The organism is Acanthopleuribacter pedis (assembly GCF_017377855.1).
Taxonomy (GTDB): Bacteria; Acidobacteriota; Holophagae; order Acanthopleuribacterales; family Acanthopleuribacteraceae; genus Acanthopleuribacter; species Acanthopleuribacter pedis.
On record NZ_JAFREP010000027.1, the window covers coordinates 132516 to 153486 of the forward strand.

Here is a 20971-nt window from a genome sequence, read left to right on the forward strand (position 1 = left end):
CTCGTGAGAACCGCGGGCAAACCCGCGTACCCGCGCAACCCGCACCCTCGCTTCACAGCGGTTACGCACCTCGAATCAATCCTGCCGCGGTCCCCCACCGTGGTTTCCTTATCAATGAGGACGTTATGCAAAAAGCTTACGAACCCCCCACCCAAGAAAAGAAACCCGCCAAATTTGACCGCGCCACCATTCAATGGCTCGGCTTCTTCCTCGCACCGGTTTTGGCCGGCCTCGCTTTTTACGCCTTGCCCGAAAGCTACCTCAACCAAGACGGCGCCGCCGTCGCGATCAGCCACGAGGCCCGCGTGACCGCCGCCGTCGGTGTCTGGATGGCAGTTTGGTGGCTCAGCGAAGCCATCCCCATCTCCGCCACCGCCCTGGTCCCCCTCGTTTTGTTACCCCTGATGGGTGCCGCCCCAATCAAAAATGTGGCCACCAGCTACGGCCACGAGTTGATCTTCCTGTTCATGGGCGGTTTTTTTCTGTCCAAGGCCATGGAACGCTGGGGCCTACACCGTCGCATCGCCTTGTTAACCCTGCGCTTTTTCGGCCGCGGCCAACGCATGATGATCGCCGGTTTCATGATCGTCACCGCCGTTCTCAGCATGTGGGTTTCCAATACCGCGACCGCCATTATGATGTTGCCCATCGCCCTCAGCGTCGTCGCCTTGATCGAAGAAAAAGAAGGTGCCTCCAGCCAATTCGCCCCGGCACTGATGCTCGGCATTGCCTATTCCGCTTCGATTGGCGGCGTCGCCACCCTCATCGGTTCACCACCCAACCTCTTCCTCGCCGGCTACATCCGCGAACGGTTCGGCACTGAAATCAGCTTTGCCCAGTGGTTTATGGTCGGCTTCCCGCTGACCTGCGTGTTCCTGCCGCTGTCTTGGTGGCTGCTCACCCGGCTGTTCTACAAGGTCAGCCCCAACCCACCCGCGGGCGGTCGCGCCCTCATCGACAAAGCCTACCGCGAGCTCGGCACGATCAACCGCGGCTCGGTGATTACCCTGGTCGTTTTTTTGATGACCGCCGCCATGTGGCTGATGCGCCCCATGCTCACCAAACTCACCATCGGCGACCTGCAACCCCTCGCCGGCCTGACCGACGCCGGTATCGCCATTCTCGCCGGCTTGTGCCTGTTCTCCCTGCCGGTTAATCCCAAAGAACGGGTGTTTGTGCTCGATTGGGAAACCGCGGTCAAAATGCCTTGGGGCATTCTCATTCTATTCGGCGGCGGCTTGGCCCTCGCCGGCGCCATCCAAAGCACCGGACTCGGCGCCTATCTGGGTTCGCTGGTCACCCACTGGCAAACCCTTCCCACCGTTCTGCTCATCGCCCTGGTTGCCACCATGGTCATTTTCCTGACCGAATTAACCAGCAACACGGCGACCTCCGCCACCCTGGTTCCCATCCTGACCGCGATTGCCATCGGCATGGCGCTCGATCCCTACCTTTTGGTATTCCCCGCGACCCTTGCCGCCAGTATGGCGTTCATGATGCCCGTGGCCACACCGCCCAACGCCATTGTGTTCGGCAGCGGCAAAATCTCCATTCCAGAAATGGCCAGGGTCGGTATTTGGCTCAACTTCATCGGGGTGGGTCTGATCACGCTGGTCACCTGGCTATGGATCCCGGTGATTATGGGTTAACCCTCAACCGAAGCCCAAAACCAAAACCAAAAACAGCCCCCGAGGTGGGGGCTGTTTCCGTTTTGGCGCTGATTTTATGCAGTTGGGGGTTAGTAGACGAAGATGCGACGGCCGCACCAGCTTGAGTTGTTCTGCCACACGCTGTCGCCGGAGGTGCCGACGAAGGCGCCGATGTAGTACCAACCGGTCGGCGTGCTCTCGGGAATCGTCAAGGTGCGTGCGGTCAGCCAGTAGTGATCACGCGCCAGGGAAGAGTGGGTCGTGGTGCCGATGTAGCGGTTTGAACCCCAGCTGTTGATGTTGGGGACCAGGTACCAGCGGATGGTCGGGGTGTTGATGGTGGTGGTACCGGTGTTTTCGACCATGAAATTGCTGATGCGGATGGTGTCGCCTTTGCGAACGTAGATTTTGTTGAGCGTGCTGTCGCTGTAGCTTTGGAAGCCGGTGTTGTAGTAAAGCGCGACGCCCAGATCGGTGCGGTTCACGGTGCGGCCGGAGAAGGCGGCGCGGACAGCCATGGTGTCGTCACCCGAGAGAACGGTGTAGGCGCGGTACTTATGCGGCGCGTAGTTCATCACAGAGAGGAAGTTGAACTGGTGATCGAGGCCCCAGGAATGACCGACTTCGTGTAACAAGGTGCGGTCGGCGTTGAACAGGTTGGCGTTGCTGTAGGTGTCGTAATCGTTGGTGGTCCAAGAGAAAGCGGGGTTCATGGCGATGTCGGATTCAACACTGAAGCCGGTCCAGTCCCAACGCTTCCAGCAGACGGCCAAGGTGGTCGCGCCCCAACCGGAACCGAATTGACTCACCATGGTGGCGTTGCTTTGGAAACCGGCGATGTCGTAGCGACCGTTGCCCCAAGCCCAGGAACCGGTGGAAGTACGAACGCGGAAGATGTCGCTGTACTTGTTCCAGTAAGCCATGGCGTATTGGTCGTGCAAGCCGATCAAGCCACCGGAAGGCAGGGGGTTAAAGACGATGGGAACGTTTTTGGCACGGTTGGAGTAAGACCATTTGCTATGGGCGTGGTGGTTGTGCTTGTCTTTGCCGTCGCTGTCGTAATGACCGGGTTCGCCTTCTTCACCTTCTTCTTTGATGTATTCGTCGCGAATGTCCCGGTCCAATTCCAGGTCGAACTTCCGCGTGGGCGGCTCCCAGCCGTCTTCGAAAATCAGATCGTCGTTGCGGTCGTATTTAAGGGCGGGCAGTTTTTCCGTAGGAATCGCCAAGTGCCGCAAATGGTCGGGCAACTCGAGGCTGGGCACCGGCTTGGCCTTGGCCTCGGGGATTTCATCGATCAAAACATCGACAAAGGCCTCGAAAGGAATGGTTTCACCTTTGAACAAAATCGGTTCGCCTTCCCCGTTGAGGACCATCGAGCGGCCGTCTCGTTCATCGAAGCTCTCGATGAAACTGCCTTGGTACATACCGGTTACGGGACTGAACAAGGGACGTTCCAGGTCTTCAACCATCAGGATCACCCGTTCTTCCAAGCCGTACTCGGGCACACCGTGGATTTGGTGTTTTTCACCATCCAACTCACCGCCGGCAAAGGTCAGGAAAATGAGTTCGTCCATTTTGCCCCAAAGGCCTTTTTCTACTTGAAAGTGGTAGTCGGTAACGATCATGTTGCCCTGTTCGTTCCAGCGCACTTTTTTGCCAACCACGGTGGCGACAAAAATCGCGTTAGAACGTTGAATAACCTGTTCGCGTTCCATGGGAATAACCGAACCAAAGGCCGTGGGTAAAAACATGAGGCAGGACAAGATGCAAAGAATTAACTTGTGAACGAAACTGCTACGACGAGACATAATAAGCTCCTCTAAATACTCAATCTTTTGAGATGATGTTCTTTTAAGTTAGTATGTTTCACCAGCAAGGCGCACTTAAATACAAGACGTACTTAATCCCTGAAGGCCCGCCGGTGAACCCATTTTGATAGTCGATATTCAAACAGACCCTTGTGCTTTTACCGATGACCACCGCAAGCGAGCGCGCCATCCAAAATCTGTTTATCCCGATCGGTTGTGGTCGTACACGTTTTTGTGTCGGCAAGGCCTCCAAAAACCAAAGGTTCGCCACAAACCGCTTTATACAAGACTTTTAACAAACGACCGCTCCGTGATGGTCGCCGTTGTTTCCTTTCTTCCGCACAGCCCTGGGCACAGTTGATCCGCTCGCCGACCGCCAAATCCATCCAGGCAATTGGTCGCCTCTTGCGATGGTGGGGCGGCTGATTGAATCGTTTCCGCTCAATTGCCGTATCTGGCTAGTTAGTGCCGATCACCAAGCCAAGGTTTCGAAAAAAAACACACAAAGATAAACTTTTTATTTTCGCCGAAAAACGAAAAAAGCCCCCGAATTTCACGACCAAAGCCGGAAAAGCGGGGGCTCTTTTGTATAGAATTGTAATAAGGCGTAGACGATAAACTGGGTTTTTATTTGATAAGGTTTTATCGGAATTGATCAGCGGTTGTTTCGGCGAAAAAAGTCACAAGCCGGTGGACCATGATGTTGGCATGTGAACCAACCGGCTTGTGATGAATACCGTTCCACGAAAATCGGTGCGGATCACTCACAACAACGGGGCCGCAAGGGGAGAAACGCGATCCTGGCTTCATAGGATTTCGTCTCTGCTGAAAAAAGCCTTGCAGTGATTGAAGGTGTCGTTGTTCTAAGTGGTTTCCATCCCGTTTCAGCATCAAGGGCGACAGGACGGAGGAAAAGGTGTCATCCATTTTCGTTTTTTTTGCGCCGTCCAGGCCGCCAAACAGACAAAACCTTCCATTCAAATAACTTAATCCGAGAAAATTTATTGATATCCCTTGGCTTGCAACTTAAAAAGCCGTGCGTAATCGCCGTCAAGCTGGATCAGCGTCGCGTGATCACCTTGTTCCATCACGCGACCGCGCCGCAGCACCACAATCAAATCGGCTTGGCGCACGGTTGAGAAACGGTGCGAAATCAGAATTGCCATGCGGTCTTGGGTCATCTCACGGAACTGCTCGAAAATCCGCGCCTCGGCCTCGGCGTCCAAGGCCGCGGTGGGTTCGTCCAGTACCAAAATATCCGCCTCGCGCCGCATCAGTGCCCGCGCCACGGCGATCTTCTGCCATTGCCCACCGGACAACTCCTGTCCTTTGTGGAACCAACGCCCCAACTGGGTGTCGTAGCCGTCGGGTAAACGGTCGATCAATTCCGCCGCCAGACCGCGCTCGGCGGCGGTTTGCCAACGGTCCCGATCCGCAAAAGCGGTCACATCGCCCGCGCCAATATTTTCGCCAACCGACATTTGGTACCGCACAAAGTCTTGGAAAATCACGCCAATCCGCTCGCGCAAACGGCCGCGGTCCCAATCGCATAAAGCCAACCCATCGAGAAGAATCCGGCCGCGCTCCACCTCGTACAAACGGGTCAACAACTTAATAAGCGTGGTTTTGCCGGAACCGTTCTCCCCAACCAAAGCCAGCTTTTGGCCAGGCTTGAGGTGGAGATTGATCCCGCACAAGGCCGGCTCACCGGCGCCGGGATAGGTAAACCAGACATCCTCAAACCGCACACCGTCGCCGGGCTTGGGGCCGACCTTCGCCGATCCGGCGGGCAAGGCGTCGGGCTCCTCTAAAAACTCGTAGAGATTGGAAAGGTAAAGGTTGTCCTCGAACATGCCGCCGACGGCGCTTAACCCGGCTGAAAAAGCGGATTGCCCCTGCTTAAACACCAGAAAATACATGGTCATGGAACCGATGGTTAAGGCGCCTTGCACGGCGCTCCAGCCAATCCAGGCATAAGCACCGTAGAGGGAAAGGGTTCCCAACAAACCCAGCACGTACCCCCAAAAGCCGCGTCGCAAAGTCAGGTTGCGGTCTTCCTGGTAGAGATCGTTAAAGATCTGGCGGTAGCGCTGTAAAAAAAGAGGCCCCAAATCGAAGATTTTCACCTCCTTGGCAAAATCCTCACGGGCAAGCGCCATTTCCAAATAAGCGCGCTTGCGGGTTTCCGGCGCGCGCCAGCGAAACAAACGAAAGGCTTCGCCGGAGAAACGGGTTTCGGCGACAAACGCGGGCAAGCCGGCCAAAACCAGGACCAACACGGCAAGCGGGGAAAAAGCCAGCAACAACCCCCCGTAACTCAGCAAGGCAATGAGGTTCTGAATCAAACCAAAGGTGCGCATGACCAAGCTGAGCGGCCGACTGGAAGCCTCGCGACGGGCCCGTGTGAGACGATCATAAAATTCGCTGTCCTCAAACTGCGCGAGCTCCATCCTCAGTGCTTTTTCTAGGATGATCACATTCACCCGCTGCCCAAGCTGAGCGCGCAGGAGCGACTGGCACACATCCAAGGCACGCTGGGCCCCGGCCAACGCGGCCACCAGGGTGCACTCCAGCGCGATCCAGCCAATCAATGAGGCAGCCTCCGCACGCCCTTCCATCGCCGCCAGCGCCCCGTCGACGATCCACTTGCCGACATAGGCCACGCCGGCGGGCAACAAACCGGCCACCAAGGTGAGCGCGCCAATGGTCAGGGTCAAGCCACGCGAGGTCTGCCAAACCAACCCCAGGGCGCGACCACTGAACCGAAATACGGAAAAGAAACGGGTGCGCTCTGGGTCAGGCGGCGCGCCCGCGGCCGGGGTGCGCCGCCCCTGATGACGCGATTGATGAAAAACCATGAAACCATCCCAAGGAAAAAGAACCGGAGACGCACCATTCTAACCGGGCTTAAATCGGTCCACCCCCGGCAAAACCGCCCCGCGTTGCATTTAATACGGGGGTTCACGGTGTTTTTTAGGTAAAATCGGGGCTGGTTCCTATGCCTTCCCAACAATCCCTCTCGGCCGTACCGGTGGTTGTGAACCCCGGTTACCCCCACTTGGAGCAACCGTGCCCGTTGAAAGAAGACGAATCCTGGTTGTCGACGACGACGACGATATGCGCGAACTGCTTGAACGCAGACTCAAGCGCTGGCAACACGAGGTTGTTGTTGCCGACAACGGCTTAAAAGCGTTGGAAATCCTCAAAGAGGAAGACATCCAATTTGTCATCACCGATTGGATGATGCCCGAAATGAACGGCCTAGAGCTTTGCAAGGCAGTGCGCGCCGGGTCCGGCAATCGCTACATTTATATCATGCTGCTGACCGGAAAAGCCGAACGCAACGACCTGGTCGAAGGCATAGAAGCGGGCGCCGATGATTTCATCGTGAAACCCTTTAAGAAAGAAGAGCTTCAGGTACGCATTCGCGCGGGGTTACGCGTGCTCGAATTCGAGCGCCAGAAAGAACAAGCGCTGCAGGAAGTACGCGCCAAACACCAAGCCCTCGAGGAAGCCAACAAAACCATTCACGCCCACCTGGAAGCCGCCGGTCGCCTGCAACAAGCCATGTTGCCCCAGCACCACCGCACCTTTAACGATTTCCGCTTTGAATCCTTGTTTGTCCCCTGTGAATACGTCGCCGGCGATATGTTTAATTATTTCCAACTGGACGAAGCGCGTACCGCGTTTTACTTGCTCGACGTGGCGGGTCACGGCGTACCTGCCGCGATGCAGTCGGTCACGCTCTCCAAGGTGATCAACCCCTCGACCCTCGCAGATCAAATGGCGGTCAAGGATCAGATTGATCCGCGCGTGCCCATCCTGGATTTTTTCGATCCCGTCGCCATGGTGACCAAGCTGAACCAAATCTTTTTGGGACCCAGTTCGGGTACCCAGTACTTCACCATGTTTTACGGGGTGATCGACACACGCACCCGCCGCATCAGCCTAACCCAGGCGGGCCACCCGCCCGTGGTCTGGCTCAAAAGCAACGGCGGGGCGGAACTGGTCGGCGACGGCGGTTACCCGGTCGGTTTGTTGCGCAAAGCAAGCTACGACCTAATCGAATTTTCCTACCAGCCGGGAGATCGCTTGTACCTGTATTCGGATGCTTTGACCGACGGCCGCAACGACGAACGGGAAAGTTTTGGGCAAAAACGCATGCTGGCGACCTTCCAACAATACGGCGATTTACCGCTGCGCGAGGCACTGGAATCGGTTCACAAAACACTGAAAGATTGGGTCGGCGACGAAGTATTGGATGACGACCTCTCGATTTTGGGTCTGCAATTCCTTAACCCCGAATAAGCGAGCGCCATAAAAAAACGCCCCACGATCCCAAAGGTCGCGGGGCGTTTTTCACGTCAACCCATCAGCGGATTAGTTACAGGTTCCGCTGTTTGCTTCGTCGATTAAGTCGAGCACGTTCAACACATTGTCGACAACGCGGTCGTCCTGGGCTTGCCATTCGGCGTCGCCGACACGGGACATCCAGCGCGAGGTCATCGGCATCAAACGATCCGTGGCATGCGCCACGCTGATGTTCACAACAAACTCGGCCGTGAGCCCGCCGTCGTTGACATCGCAGATCAAGCTGTAGTCGCCCACGGCGTTGGCCGTGAAGTTGGGCGCGTTGACGTCGGTGGCGGAGAATTGCGCGAGGTCCGTGTCCGGCCCGGAGCTGATGCGCCAGTTATAGGTTACTTGCCCGCTCGCGCCGTTCACGGTAAACGGCAGCGCGGTGTCGTAACCGCGACACAGGCTGTACTGGCTTTGGCCTTCAACCGAGATCTGACGCGCCGTCAGGGCGATTTGCCAAGCGCCGCGGCCGTAGCTACCCAGGGTCAGCCAATAGGGATTGTCGTCAATTTCCAGATCGGTCACCATCACGCCCATCGGTAAACCAGGCATGAAGGGTTCGAAGTTTTGACCGGAATCAACACTGACAAACACGCCGATGTCGTTGCCGACAAACACCCGACCGGCCTGTAACGGATCCACCGCCACGGTATTGGCCGGCACATTGGGCAAACCGGTCCCCATCGGGGTCCAGTTGGTGCCGCCGTTGTCGGAACGGTAGAATTGCGCTTCGTTAAAGCCACCGCGCGTCAGGTAAATACGCTGGTCGTCGTTGGGGTCCAGCGCCATGTCGGTCACGGAACCACCGGGATAGTCCGAGGTGATTTCAGTCCAAACCGGCGCGGCCTCATCGGCGTTGCGGCTGATGAAAATACGGTTGCTGGATTGGGTGGCCGCCATGGCGACGATGTTGTCGCCGGTACGGGTCGAAACCACGAACGCGATCGGGCGCGTCTCATCAAAAGCCGAACCAAGGCCCGTCCACGTATCACCTTGATCCACGGAACGATAGATGCGGTTGGTACCAATGAAGATCCCAGTTTGCTGATTGCCCGGCATCACCGCGTTGTCCATCGGCAAAACCCAACCCGTGGGTTCGTTCGGGGTCACGCCCGTCATGGGCAACCACTGAAAGGCCCGCGGCGCGCCACCGGTGGTGGAACGCACAATCGACGGGGTACCGCCAAAGGGATAACTGGTTTGAAATACCACGTTGGGATCCAGCGGATCAAACAGGTTGGTAAAACCGTCACCAGTCACCACGGTCACTTCCCAAACCAGGTTGTTGACGGTGCGCGCGCTGGAGTTGTCCTGGGCGCCCCCGAGAATGTGATCGGCTTGATCCGGGTGAACGGCAATATCGTAGAACTGGGTGATGTTGAGTTGATCGTTGAGGTTGGCGTAGTTGGCGCCGGCGTCGTCGGTACGCCACAAACCACCGTCGCTGCCGACCCAGTAGCGATCCCCGTTTTGGCCTGCACGCAGGTCATAGCGCACCACGTGGGTGTCCTGGTGAACCGTCTGGCTCGAACCCCAACCGTCGACAATTTCGGCCAGGTTGGGACCGCCGTCCGTCGAACGGGCGACCCGCAGCGTCCCCACCAGAATCTCGTCGGGATTCGTCGGGTGCACCGCGATGCACAGGTTATAGCTGCACTGACCGGTACAGGCGTCGGCATTCACCAGCGCCCAGGTATCGCCGCCGTCGTTGGTCCGGTAAAGCGGCGTCTCGCTGCCGACATTCGCCAGAAGGTACAGAATGCTGCTGTCGGAAGGCGCCATCGCCAAACGCGCGCGGCCGATGGTTTCACCAAAAGGAATCGTGCTTTCCAAGCGATCCCAGTTAATACCGCCGTCGGTTGATTTGTACACCCCGTCGGATGCATTGCCCCAGCGGCCGAGAACCGTGTAAAAGGTGCCGGGATTTTCCGGGTCGGCGATAATGTCGTTCACCGCGGTGTTGAGCACGCGGGTCCAGGTCGCGCCGGCATCGGCGGATCGGTACAGACCACCGTAAAAGGCGCTGCCGTCTTCCTGGCAGAAACGCTCGCCGCCCGCCAGAATCACATCGGGCTGGGTCGGGTGCAGTTCTATCGCGGTCACGTTGGTGACGTTCAGCGTCGCCTCACCCGAACCGTTGGCGTCCTGCCAGGTTTGGCCGCCGTCCATGGATTTAAGCAAGCCAATCCCCGAATAACCGGAACAACGGGAACCTTGCTCGCCGGTACCCGCCCAAATGATGTTGGGTTGACCGGGTGCACCTTCCTGAATTTTCAGAGAACCAATGGATTGGGTACCTTGGCCGTCAAAAACGGAGGTCCAGTTGATGCCGTCGTCATCCGAGATCCACAGGCCGCCTGAGGCCGTCCCCAAATAGAGCTTCTGCGCATCGGTGGGATCGTAAGCAAAAGCGGAAACACGGCCGGCCACCCGACCCATCGCCCAATTCAACATCGTCATCGAATTCGGGCCGCGGTTCACCCACACTTGGCCGGGCTGATAAAATCGCGCTCGTAACTCGGCCGCTTTGGTTTCGGCGACTGCCTCACGCCACAAGGTGTTGGCATCGGGCATTTGCTTCAAACCGCGCCGCTCGGCGAACCATTCTTTGCGCGCTTTAATTTGTTCTTCCTCACCGTACAATTTCGCACCCGGTTCGGTGCGAATGGTGGGCACCTGGCCCGAAACCAATCCAGAAAGCGACAAGCCGGCAAGGACCGTCGCCAGAATCTTTTTCATACATTCTCCTCAAAATAAACACACGAAGACAACTTCATGTCGGGACGTGTCAAACCACGCCGACGACATCATGGGAGAGACCCAAGCGCGACCGAACCCCGCGCCGAAGCTTGTGACACGGGGAAAAAGATGAATTGAAAACGGCGTTGTTAACACCAACGTACGTGTTTTGCCTGGAAAAATCCACGGTTCACGCGGGCGCACCAAGGGAAAACGCACCGGGCTCGAGAACCAAAACCAAGCAAAAGGGTTCACGCAAAACGTCGCCCCATGAGCAAAGCACCACATCGCAGCAAGTTAATACCCAAGGAAATGCATTGCCTGTTCAAAGAACGAATTACGTGAGGTGAAGCAATTTCAAAAGAAAAAAGAGACTAAGTGATGAAAGGGATCGATACGCCGCGAAAAAAGTGACCCAAACCTTCACGGGGCGTCGCCGCTGCCGAGGTGCCCGTCAAGGGAGAACCTGCCTCGAAATTTGACCTCGCATGTTAACCATATACGGATAATAATCAACCAGATACTAAAAAGACGATCCCCGTGCGAGGCATCACACCGCATCACACAACGCCGCCCGGCATCCGTAAACCGATGCATGCACCCGCGCGAGCAGACACCGGTTTACATTCAACATGTCACGCCAAAACCGGCGAATGCCTTATCGACGCGCCCTTCAACGTCCCGCCGACAGGCGCGCTATCCGCGATTCACCTTCACACCCAAGGCTTTTTCCAAAACTTGGCTGATGTTGTCGGCGAGCACGAAGGTCACCGCTTCGCGTACCGATTCGGGGATGTCTTCCATATCTTTTTCGTTGCGCTTGGGCAGGATCACCACCTTCAGCCCGGCGCGGTGCGCGGCAAGCACCTTGTCCTTAATGCCGCCGACCGGCAGCACCTGACCCCGCAAGGTCATTTCGCCGGTCATGCCCACTTCTTTGCTAACCGGACGCCCGGTTAACAGCGAGGTCAGCGCCGTCACCAGGGTCACACCGGCGGAGGGACCGTCCTTCGGCGTCGCACCCGCGGGGATATGAACGTGGATGTCGGTTTTCTCGAAAAAGTCCTTTTCGATGCCCAACTCCTCGGCTTTGCCGCGCACGTAACTGACCGCGGCCTCCACCGATTCCTTCATCACGTCCCCAAGCTGACCCGTAACCGAAAGCCCTTTTTTCCCCGGCATTTGGGTTGCTTCGACAAATAAAATATCGCCGCCGACCGCGGTAACGGCCAGACCCGTGGCCACCCCGGGGGTTTCCGTCCGTTCCGCCACGTCGTAACTAAAACGCGGCTTGCCCAACAAACCATGGAGGTCTTTGGCGTCGATTTGGGAGGACAGTTCCTCTTTTTTGGCGACCTTCACCGCCGCTTTGCGGCAAATCGTGCCCATCTGCCGTTCCAGCGAGCGCACGCCCGCCTCGCGGGTGTAATCGCGAATCACCTGGAGCACGGCCGCATCGGTTAATTCAATTTCATCGGGACGCAATCCATTTTCCCGCGATTGACGCGGCAGCAAATACTTTTGCGCGATATTGCGTTTTTCATCGTCGGTGTAACCGGACAACTCTAACACTTCCAGACGGTCCCGCAAGGGACCCGGAATGGTGTCCAGCAGGTTGGCGGTGGCAATAAACATCACCTGGCTCAAATCAAAAGGGACGTCTAAGTAGTGGTCGCGGAACTCGCGGTTCTGCTCGGGATCCAACACTTCCAACAGCGCGGAAGAAGGGTCGCCACGCCAGTCGGAACCAACTTTGTCCACCTCGTCCAACATGATCACCGGATTTTTGGTTTGAACGCGACGCAAGGCTTGAATGAAACGGCCGGGCAGCGCACCGATGTAGGTCCGGCGATGGCCGCGGATTTCCGCCTCATCGCGAATGCCGCCCAAACTAATGCGGTAGAACTTGCGCCCCAAGGCACGGGCAATCGACTGGCCCAACGAGGTTTTGCCTAAGCCGGGCGGTCCCACGAAACACAGGATCACACCCTCGCGTTGCTTGCGCAGGTAATCCTCGCCGTCGTTTTCTTCCTCTTCCTTGTCGAGGCCCCGCTGCTGCTTGAGCTGGCGCACCGCCAAATATTCGAGGATCCGTTCTTTAATTTTTTCGAGGCTGTAGTGGTCCTCGTCGAGTATTTCTCGGGCATGTTCTATATCGAGCCGGTCCGTGGTGGTTTCCTGCCACGGCAGCGAGGTGATCCAGTCCAAATAGGTGAGGATCACGCCGTACTCGGCGGAGGCCTCGGGGATCCGTTCCATGCGGCTCAGCTCACGCAAGGCTTCCTGACGCGCTTCTTCCGGCATACCGGAAGCGTTGATTTTGTCGCGAAACTCTTCGGTTTTGGGTTGGCTCTCGTTTTCCTCGCCCAGCTCCTTTTGGATCGCCTTGAGCTGTTGCCGCAGGAAATACTCGCGCTGCGCCTTGTCCATCTCCGTTTTGGCGTCCGACTGGATTTTGCGACCCAGCTCGACCACTTCCAATTCGTGGTTAATGATTTCGGTGAGCCGTTGCAGCTTCTCGGCAACCGCATCCATCTCCAGAACTTCTTGGGCGACGGGCAGGTCCATCCGAATGCTGGAAGCAACCAGGTAGGCCAACGTGCGAAAATCTTTGGTTTTCCCCACCGAGCCGGCCAACTCGTCCGGCATGTAACTCATCAGCGACACAAGCCGCTGGAATTGGGTCACCATGTTGTCGCGCAAAGCTTCAAGCTGAATGTCACCGGGATGCGGCAAAACCTCGGGGTTCATCGAGACCCGGGCGCGCATGTAAGGCTCTTCCGCAACCCAATCGGAAAAAACGACGCGGTCCAAACCCTGAATCAAAATGTGGATGTTGCCGTCGGGTGCGCGCATCAGGCGCAAAATCTGCGCGACCACGCCGACTTGGTAGACCGAGTGGGGGCGAGGATCCTGGTCGTCTGATTTCAAAAGCGTTACCACGCCGATAACGCGATCCCCGCTGGACGCGTCTTCAATGAGTTTGAGCGAGCGCGGCCGACTGACCGTCACCGGAATCACCATCGAGGGGTAAACCACCACGTTGCGCAGGGGCAGAACCGAAACGACCTCTGGAATCTCGGGTTTCGGCGTTTCTTCCTGGCTGCCGTCGCCCTCCTCGGGCTGAGGTGGATCGTCAAAATTCATGGATGTCATGTATTGCCTCCAAAGGTGTCGGACCAAGCGGATGGGTACAGCATGAAAAAACCCAGTGCCGCCGGGCTTTTTGCCGGGCGAACGCTGCCAAAAAACGGGGTCCCGCACAAAATTCCGGGTCAAAGAGTAATCAAAGCAACTATCCGATAAGAGTTCAACCAGAACCATGCGCGCCGTCGCCAAAAAGTCTGCCGGGGTCGTGGCTCGCTCAGGCGGACGCGCGCATTTTCAGGGGGTTGTCGGCGACGAGCCAAGTTCCCCCTCGGTGTTCGTCCGCGCCGGCTATATAATGATCGCAAGTGAAACCTTATCGGCACGTTTCAAAGGGGTTCGTTAGGAACGGTTCGTTCGGAACCAGACAAGCATCCGCCGGCCGGAATCGCAACAGGCGAATTCACCCAGCCCACCGCATCTTGGCGGCGGTGCCGCACGGCCCAACCCCTCTGTTGACGCCCACCCGTCCCTTTCGATTCTCGCCCATGATTGGAAGTGTTTGATGACCGCAAAACTCGCCGCGCCCTCGGCCGGAAAAACCTTTGAGCTGGATCTTCTGCCGGAAAACCTTTTGTTCCGCGATTTCCAACTGTTTGACCAGGCCGTTTTCCCGCCCATGCTTTTTTTCGAGCTACTGATCAAAGTCGCCCGCGAGGAACTGGCCGTCAAACACCCCGTCTTCCGCAACACCCACTTCCACAACTTCCTGCTCCCCCGCGCGCAGCCGCAAATCATGCGCCTCGATTTTGCGGGCGGCGATTCTTTTTATAAAGTGGTGGTGTCTTCGCGACCCGCGGGATGTGCGCGCGGCCAAGGCGAAACCCTGCACCTGATGAGCGAGTGTCATTCCGGCGAACCCACCGGCGAAACCTTTGACGCAAAGCTGTTTAAACGCGCGGGTGACGGACCCCACGAGCTCCAGTTGCCACCGGGCCGCGACAGCCGCCGCCACCTGCGCCTCGGCCCGCTCTGTCTCACCGAGGGCGGCCTCACCTACGGCGCCGGCGAAACCCTCGCCGAACTCTACCTTTCCGCGGACCAACAACCGCTTTGGTCCCACTTTCAAGTGCCACCCGCCTTCTTGCAGACCGCCTTCCATATCGCCGCCGACAACGGCCGCATCAACCCGACCAAGGTCCTTTTGCCCAAATCCATTGCCTCGTTTGAGGCGCACCAAGCCCTGGGCGATAGTTGCGCCCTGGTGTTCCCCAACGCGCTGCAATACGAACCCGACAGCGATCCGCCGCGTCGGCTGCTTGATTTCTCTTTGTTCAACCCCTACGGCAACCTCGCGGTACGGGTGTCCGGCATTTGCCTCGAGGAAGTCACCGGACCCCTGCGCCGCATGGGCAACGGCGAACACCGCCCAACCCCGGCGGCACCGGTTGAAAAGGTTTTGGCCTACCAATCTACCTGGGTTGACGCACCCCTCGCGGACGCCTCTCCCCCACCCAACAACCTCGTCGTTTTCGCCAACGAACAAACCATGGGCAACGCACTCGCCGAACAATTTCCCGATCTCAAAATTCGCTTCATCCGCACCGGTGAGGAGTACGGCGTTTATACCGAGCAAAACATCGGCATCCGCCCGGATCAGACCGATCACTACGAACGCGCCCTGGATTTTTGCCTCGGCGAGGAGCAGGCCGATCTCAATCTGGTTTACCTCTGGGGCTGGGAAGATCTCGGCTGGGAAGAAAAGGAACGCGTCGGCCGCGGCAGTTTACAAATTCACACCCTTAAAACCGCCACCCAACTCTACTACCTCACCCGAGCCGCCAAACGCGAGGCCCAACGGCGCAAACGCAGCTTTCGGATCCTCTGTTTGGTCCCCAGTCCTCTCTTTGAAGGCATCGCCGCGTTCGCCGCATCCGTTCATCACGAGGAGGCGCGATTAAAGTTCCGCATTATTAAAGTAGACAGCCACCATACCGGCGAAGTAGTCGATATCATCGCCCGCGAGTTGGACCCGCGTCTGCCGGACCAAGAACCCGTGAGTTATCTCAAAGGCCTGCGCCGCATCCGTCGCCTGAAACCACTGCCGCTTGAACACGGGCAAGAATCCCCGCTCCTGCAAGCGAGGGATACCTACTTGATTACCGGTGGGAGTGGTTTTGTCGGCAGCATTTTGGCCGAATACCTCGGCGCCCGTTATCGCGCCAACCTCGTGCTAGTCGCCAAAAACCCCATCACCGACGACGTAACCCAGCTGATGGAACGCATCAGCGAACACGGCGGTCGCGCCGTTTACCACCAAGCCGATGTTTCCGACCCCGAGGACATGTACACCGCGCTCGCGGACGGCAAGCGCCTGTTCGGAACCATCGACGGCGTGTTCCATTGCGCCGGTTGCCGTCAGGGCGAACACGCCAACCAGGATCGGTTGGAAACCTTTGAAAGTGTTATTTGGCCCAAGGTCAACGGAACCCTGGTTTTGGATCAAGTCCTCAGCGGTGAACCGCTTAAGTTTTTCATCACCTTTTCCAGCTTCCCCGGCGCGCTCGGCGGCCCACGCTCGCCGTTCTCCAGCCTCGCCGACGGCTTTCAAGCAGGCTTTGCCGGATACCGCCGGGACTGGGAACAGAAACAGGGCCGCAAAAGTAAAAACCTCGCTTTGTGTTGGGCCAATTGGTTTAGCAGCACGCGCAGCCCCGATCCCGAGGCCGGTTTGATGCCGCCGATGCACGTGGAAACCGCCTTGGGTTGTCTCGAACAAGCCCTTGGCGCCAAACCCAACCACCTCTTTTTGGTGACCGCCCCACCCGCGCCGGAAGGTGTCGCGCGGAACACCGCGGCGGGCATTGCCGGCGCGGTCACGCCCGAAACCGCGGACACAGCCACCGCCCACGAAACCGAAATGGCGGGCGGCGCCACTGAACCCATAGGTGTCGGCGATGCATCGGTCCCCACGGAACCCGGCCCACCCCTTCTCGATTACCAACACCCCGGCACGGTCGCACCGCCCCGCCGCGAGAAAAAACGCTTTTTGCTCGTGGCCGCGAGTTGCCGCTTTCCCGGCGGCAAGGACCGCTTCGCCCTGTCTACCCAATTATTCCCCGAGGATTTACCGAGTCCCACCCAGGATCCCCTCCTCGCCCAAGATCCCGATTACGAGGAGCAGGCGCGGCTGTTCCTACCGGGACGCAACACCCTGGACGAGGTGTACCTGCGCCTCGGTAGCTTCCGCACTACCGCGCTGGATCCGCGCCTGGCGATTTGGCTGGCCTCGGCACGCCAAGCACTGGACAACGCCGGCCTCAACGACCGCATGTTGCGCGAGCAACGCGTGGGCATTTTTCTCGCCGTTTCTTGGTCGCTCTGGGACCAGGTCCCCAACGGCCACGCCCACAAGCTCGCCGCCTATGCCGCCCATTTTCTCGGCGCAACCGGGCCGGTGCTGACCCTGATCGGAGAAGGCCCCGCCGGCAGCCAAGTCGTCCAACTCGGCCTACAAGCCCTGGCCGCGGATCAATGTGAATTCGCCCTCGTCGGCGCCGTTCACCTCTTGCCCCACGCCGAAAACCACAAACCCGATGCCGAACGCGCCCGCATCCCCGCGGAAGCCTGCGTCGCCATGGTTTTGGCCGAAAACGATCAGGTCGAACCCCGCTGGTTACCCAACCTTGCCGAATTCCTCCACTTTGACATGCAATTCGAAGCCCGCAACCAGGCGCTCAGCATCCGTGATCAAGTCGACGGCTTCCACCGCCAAACCCAATTACGGCCCAACCAAATCACCCACGTGGAATGGGCGGGCGACTCCTCGGCGCTCACCCCCTGGCGCAACCACCTGGCCCCCGCTTATACCGCCGCCAACGCCCTCGGCGGCCCCAGTGTCCGCGAACTGATCGGCAACAGCGGTCCCTGCGAAAGCCTGTTGGCCATGTTGCGCGCCGTCAATTGGCTGGATGAACCCGCCAAACGCACCGCCCGCGCCGCGGCCGGGAGCAAGGATCCGGCCCATCTCGCCGTGCCCGACAGCTATGCAGCCGTCTACGGCGTCTATAGCGACGGGAGCCGCGCCCAATTTTGTCTGACCCCGGGCACCCCGGCCGGCAACGCGGCGCCCCCCGATCAACCCATGGTTTTTCTGACATCCGCCACCAACCACGCCTGCCTTTCCGCTTGGGTTAAACGCCTCGACGAACACTGCCGCAACGTGCCCGAGAGCCGTTTGGCACGCATCGCCGCCGCCTTGCGCGCGCGTCAGCCCCACCCCTGCCGCTTGGCCGTCATCGCCGCCTCCGTCGAGGAACTGCACCAGCGCTGGCACGACTTTCTGCGCGGTCGCACCAAACAGGGCGGCCTCTTCTTCAGCGGCGCCCGCGAAGAAGAAGAACCCCACCACACCGCCTATACCGGTCTCTCCGGTGCCGCCGATCTCTGGGTCAACGGCGGTGATCCGATATGGCCCGACGCCGAAAACCTGATCCAGGTGCGCATGCTGGAATTACCGCCACAGCCTACCGCCAAACACGCCTACAGCCTGGATCCTTGGCTCCACCGCAATCCCAAGGCCGACGCGGCCTTTTATGCCAAAACCATGTCACTCGAAGACATCGCCCCCCTTGCGGAGCCCCTACCCTCCGAGGAAGAAACGGACAGCACCACCCAACCCGAGGAAACCGTCGAGCCGGCCCCTAGCGAATCAACAACCGACGGCGACACGGACTTGTCCGCCCGCGAACGCATCAAACGCATGCAAAAGGCCCACGCGGACACCAATGCCGAGGAACGCAACGAACCCGTCATTACCATCAAAGACCTCACCGGCGAAGAACCCCCGGCAACCCAACCCAAAAAAGACGAAACCCTTCAGGACGAGGAACAGTACCTGGCCACCCATCTTCCCGAGGACATGGGTAACTTCGTGGGCTTCGGGGATGCCGAGGCGGAGGATCCCGCCTGGTACCAATCAGGCCCCGAGGGCCTTTTGCAATTTTCTCCCGACGACACCATTCCACCTGACGAGTTCCCCGACTTTCACGCGGCCATCTCCCTCGCTTCCGAGAACCCGGAGCCGGCACCACCCCGAGACGCGGAGAAACCCGCTTCGGCAACACCGGATTCCGACGCGAACAAATCCCAGCAAGCACGGACAAGCAGCGCGGATGAAAGCACCGAACGCGACCCCAACTTCGCCAAGACCGTGGTCCTGGACGAAGCCGCGCTAGATGCGGATATGTTGGATGCTCAAAGCGAGCCTTCTTCGCCGGAAGATAAGGAAGACATCGAAGAGAAACCTTTGAGCGAGGATCCTGGACACGCCTTTTTGCCGGCGACATCAGCGGAACCCGCTACGCCGCCACCGGTGGAACCGGTCGAACCGGTCGAATCAACGGCATCGGAAACGGAAAGGGCCTCGGAAGCAACGCCCCAAACAAATCCCGAAACCGATTCACAAGAACGCGGGGAAGGTATCGCACCGGACCAGGCAAGCGCCACGCGGCATTCCGAATCCGCCGGTCTAGAAAACGAAACAGCAGCGGAACTGAAGCCGGAGCAGGTGGACCCACCGGAAAAACCCGACACTGAGCCACCCGAAGAGACCAACCAAACGAAGGCGAACCAAAAACCGGGCGAAACCGAGGCAGACAAGCAACCTGCTGAGGCACGGATTCCAGAAAGCGTTGCTAGCCATAACTCGGCCGCGGACACGACAATCGACCCGGCGCTTCGCGATCCCGAGGATTCGGCCGAAAAACCAAGCGAAGCCATCCCCCCACCCGCACTACCCTCGGTTTCAGACGAAGCCGTCATATTTGATGAGGACGAAGAAAGCACCGATACCGATACAACACACACCACCGACAACGAGCCGGGGGCGCACACCGAGCCGGCAAGCGAACAACAGGAAACCATCGAAAACCCCGATCCACTTCCTCGCAACGAAGAACAGGAACCCGCCGACGCATCTCCTCCCAAAGAAGAACAGGAACCCGCCGATTCGCCCACGTCGACCGAGTCAAGCGAACAACCCCGGCATGAAGAGGATGCAGAGGTTTCAGATCACCCGGAAACCGACCCTCCTTCCGACGCCCAAAACGGATCCGAACCCAAGGAAGAAACCCACGAAACATCCCCGGAAAGCGAGGTTGTTGAAACTGCCTCAGGCGATGCGGACCATAGGGATGAAACCACGCCGGCCGACCAAGTGGACCTCATCGCCACCGCCGAGCATGCAACCAATGAAGCCGACACCGATGGGGACGAATCCCCCTCGGTCGAAGATGCAACCAAAGCCCAAACAACCGATGAAGCCGACCCCCCAGCTCGCGGCGATGAGGAGACCGGCACGAGCGTGGACGAAGCGGCGACCGCCGCCGATGACGAACCGGATCACGGAGACGAAGCCCCCCCAACCGATGAGGAACAGCCGGTCGAACCCGAACGCGAATGGTGGCTTTGGCAGGAGCTACCCGCCTACACCCAAAGGTTTCATCTCTTGCATTGGGGTCAGCAAAAACGGCCGCTTTTCTTTTTGCCCAGCTTAGACGGTTCCTGCAACTGGGCCGAACACCTGGCCAAAGGCCCTTTACTCAGCCATCCCTTTCACTTCATGGCGGCCCCGGGCGCGGTCGACGAAACCGAACCCCAATCGCTGCTACGCCCCATCGCCGCCGAGTTCGCTGACTATGCAAGCCGTCACAGCGGCGAGCACGACCCCATTCTGATCGCGTGGTCGAGCGGCAGCACCTTGTTGTTCGAAACCTGTCGCCATTTGCGCCGTTCCCAGCAGAACTGCGTCCTCATCCTGCTCGACGGCTTGATTCCCGGCGGGCATGCCGTCGAATCCTTACTCAACCTAAACGACGGTGCCATCCTGCGCGAACAAGTCATGATCCTTAGCGCCGCGCTTGCCGTCCGTTCCCAGGGCCGGTTCAAAGGGCTGGAAGACATGGGCCGCAAGGCACAGCTCAAGCAAGTGACCAACTTCTTAGTCAACCAAACCCACTTCGCCGTCAAGAAAAAGGACCTGCGCGGCCTGCTGGAAAAACGCCTGGACATGTGCCATTTCAACCGCAAAAACATCCTCAAGCATCGCCTTGAGCCCACCTTCGCCCCGGTCCCCCTCTTCCTCTACAACAGCAACGATCAAACCCACCCGACCGGGGTCGCCTCCATCTGGCGCAGCCTAATGAACGGCGTCACCATCCACGAGTGGCGCGGCAACTGCCACGCCGAACATCTGTTCTACGAACCCAACATCAGCTTCCTCTGCCGCTACCTGGAGCAACAGCTGACACAGCTGACCCCGTAAGT

At 58.6% G+C, this 20971-nt stretch carries 7 protein-coding genes; 3 read left to right on the forward strand and 4 right to left on the reverse strand.

Annotation, left to right across the window (positions count from 1 at the left end):
* The first annotated feature begins 125 nt into the window (after nucleotides 1-125).
* Nucleotides 126-1649, forward strand: coding sequence for an SLC13 family permease (locus J3U88_RS25155; RefSeq protein WP_207861762.1), 1524 nt, complete (start codon nucleotides 126-128; stop codon nucleotides 1647-1649).
* An 89-nt stretch (nucleotides 1650-1738) separates the two neighbouring features.
* On the opposite strand, the gene J3U88_RS25160 is transcribed toward J3U88_RS25155, so the two are convergent.
* Nucleotides 1739-3460 (reverse strand): zinc metalloprotease, encoded by a 1722-nt coding sequence (locus J3U88_RS25160; RefSeq protein ID WP_207861763.1) that lies wholly within the window; start codon nucleotides 3458-3460, stop codon nucleotides 1739-1741.
* A 1001-nt stretch (nucleotides 3461-4461) separates the two neighbouring features.
* Nucleotides 4462-6318, reverse strand: a complete 1857-nt coding sequence (locus J3U88_RS25165) for an ABC transporter ATP-binding protein (RefSeq protein WP_207861764.1) — start codon at nucleotides 6316-6318, stop codon at nucleotides 4462-4464.
* Nucleotides 6319-6529: 211 nt separating this feature from the next.
* Between J3U88_RS25165 and J3U88_RS25170 the strand changes: the two genes are divergently transcribed.
* Nucleotides 6530-7768 (forward strand): SpoIIE family protein phosphatase, encoded by a 1239-nt coding sequence (locus J3U88_RS25170; RefSeq protein ID WP_207861765.1) that lies wholly within the window; start codon nucleotides 6530-6532, stop codon nucleotides 7766-7768.
* 72 nt (nucleotides 7769-7840) lie between these two features.
* Here J3U88_RS25170 and J3U88_RS25175 read toward each other — a convergent pair whose 3' ends face one another.
* Together J3U88_RS25175 and lon are read right to left on the reverse strand one after the other, a co-directional pair.
* Complete coding sequence (locus tag J3U88_RS25175) at nucleotides 7841-10558, reverse strand: WD40/YVTN/BNR-like repeat-containing protein (protein ID WP_207861766.1); 2718 nt, start codon at nucleotides 10556-10558, stop codon at nucleotides 7841-7843.
* Between the two features lie 696 nt (nucleotides 10559-11254).
* Complete coding sequence (gene lon, locus J3U88_RS25180) at nucleotides 11255-13714, reverse strand: endopeptidase La (protein WP_207861767.1); 2460 nt, start codon at nucleotides 13712-13714, stop codon at nucleotides 11255-11257.
* 496 nt (nucleotides 13715-14210) lie between these two features.
* On the opposite strand from lon, the gene J3U88_RS25185 reads away from it, so the two are divergent.
* Nucleotides 14211-20969, forward strand: coding sequence for an SDR family NAD(P)-dependent oxidoreductase (locus tag J3U88_RS25185; protein ID WP_207861768.1), 6759 nt, complete (start codon nucleotides 14211-14213; stop codon nucleotides 20967-20969).
* The last annotated feature ends 2 nt before the right edge of the window (nucleotides 20970-20971 follow it).

Coding starts and splice junctions, on each gene's coding strand:
- J3U88_RS25160 (WP_207861763.1), bottom strand. CDS start 3,460: ATGTCTCGTCGTAGCAGTTTCGTTCACAAGTTAATTCTTTGCATCTTG.
- J3U88_RS25185 (WP_207861768.1), top strand. CDS start 14,211: ATGACCGCAAAACTCGCCGCGCCCTCGGCCGGAAAAACCTTTGAGCTG.
- lon (WP_207861767.1), bottom strand. CDS start 13,714: ATGACATCCATGAATTTTGACGATCCACCTCAGCCCGAGGAGGGCGAC.
- J3U88_RS25165 (WP_207861764.1), bottom strand. CDS start 6,318: ATGGTTTTTCATCAATCGCGTCATCAGGGGCGGCGCACCCCGGCCGCG.
- J3U88_RS25155 (WP_207861762.1), top strand. CDS start 126: ATGCAAAAAGCTTACGAACCCCCCACCCAAGAAAAGAAACCCGCCAAA.
- J3U88_RS25175 (WP_207861766.1), bottom strand. CDS start 10,558: ATGAAAAAGATTCTGGCGACGGTCCTTGCCGGCTTGTCGCTTTCTGGA.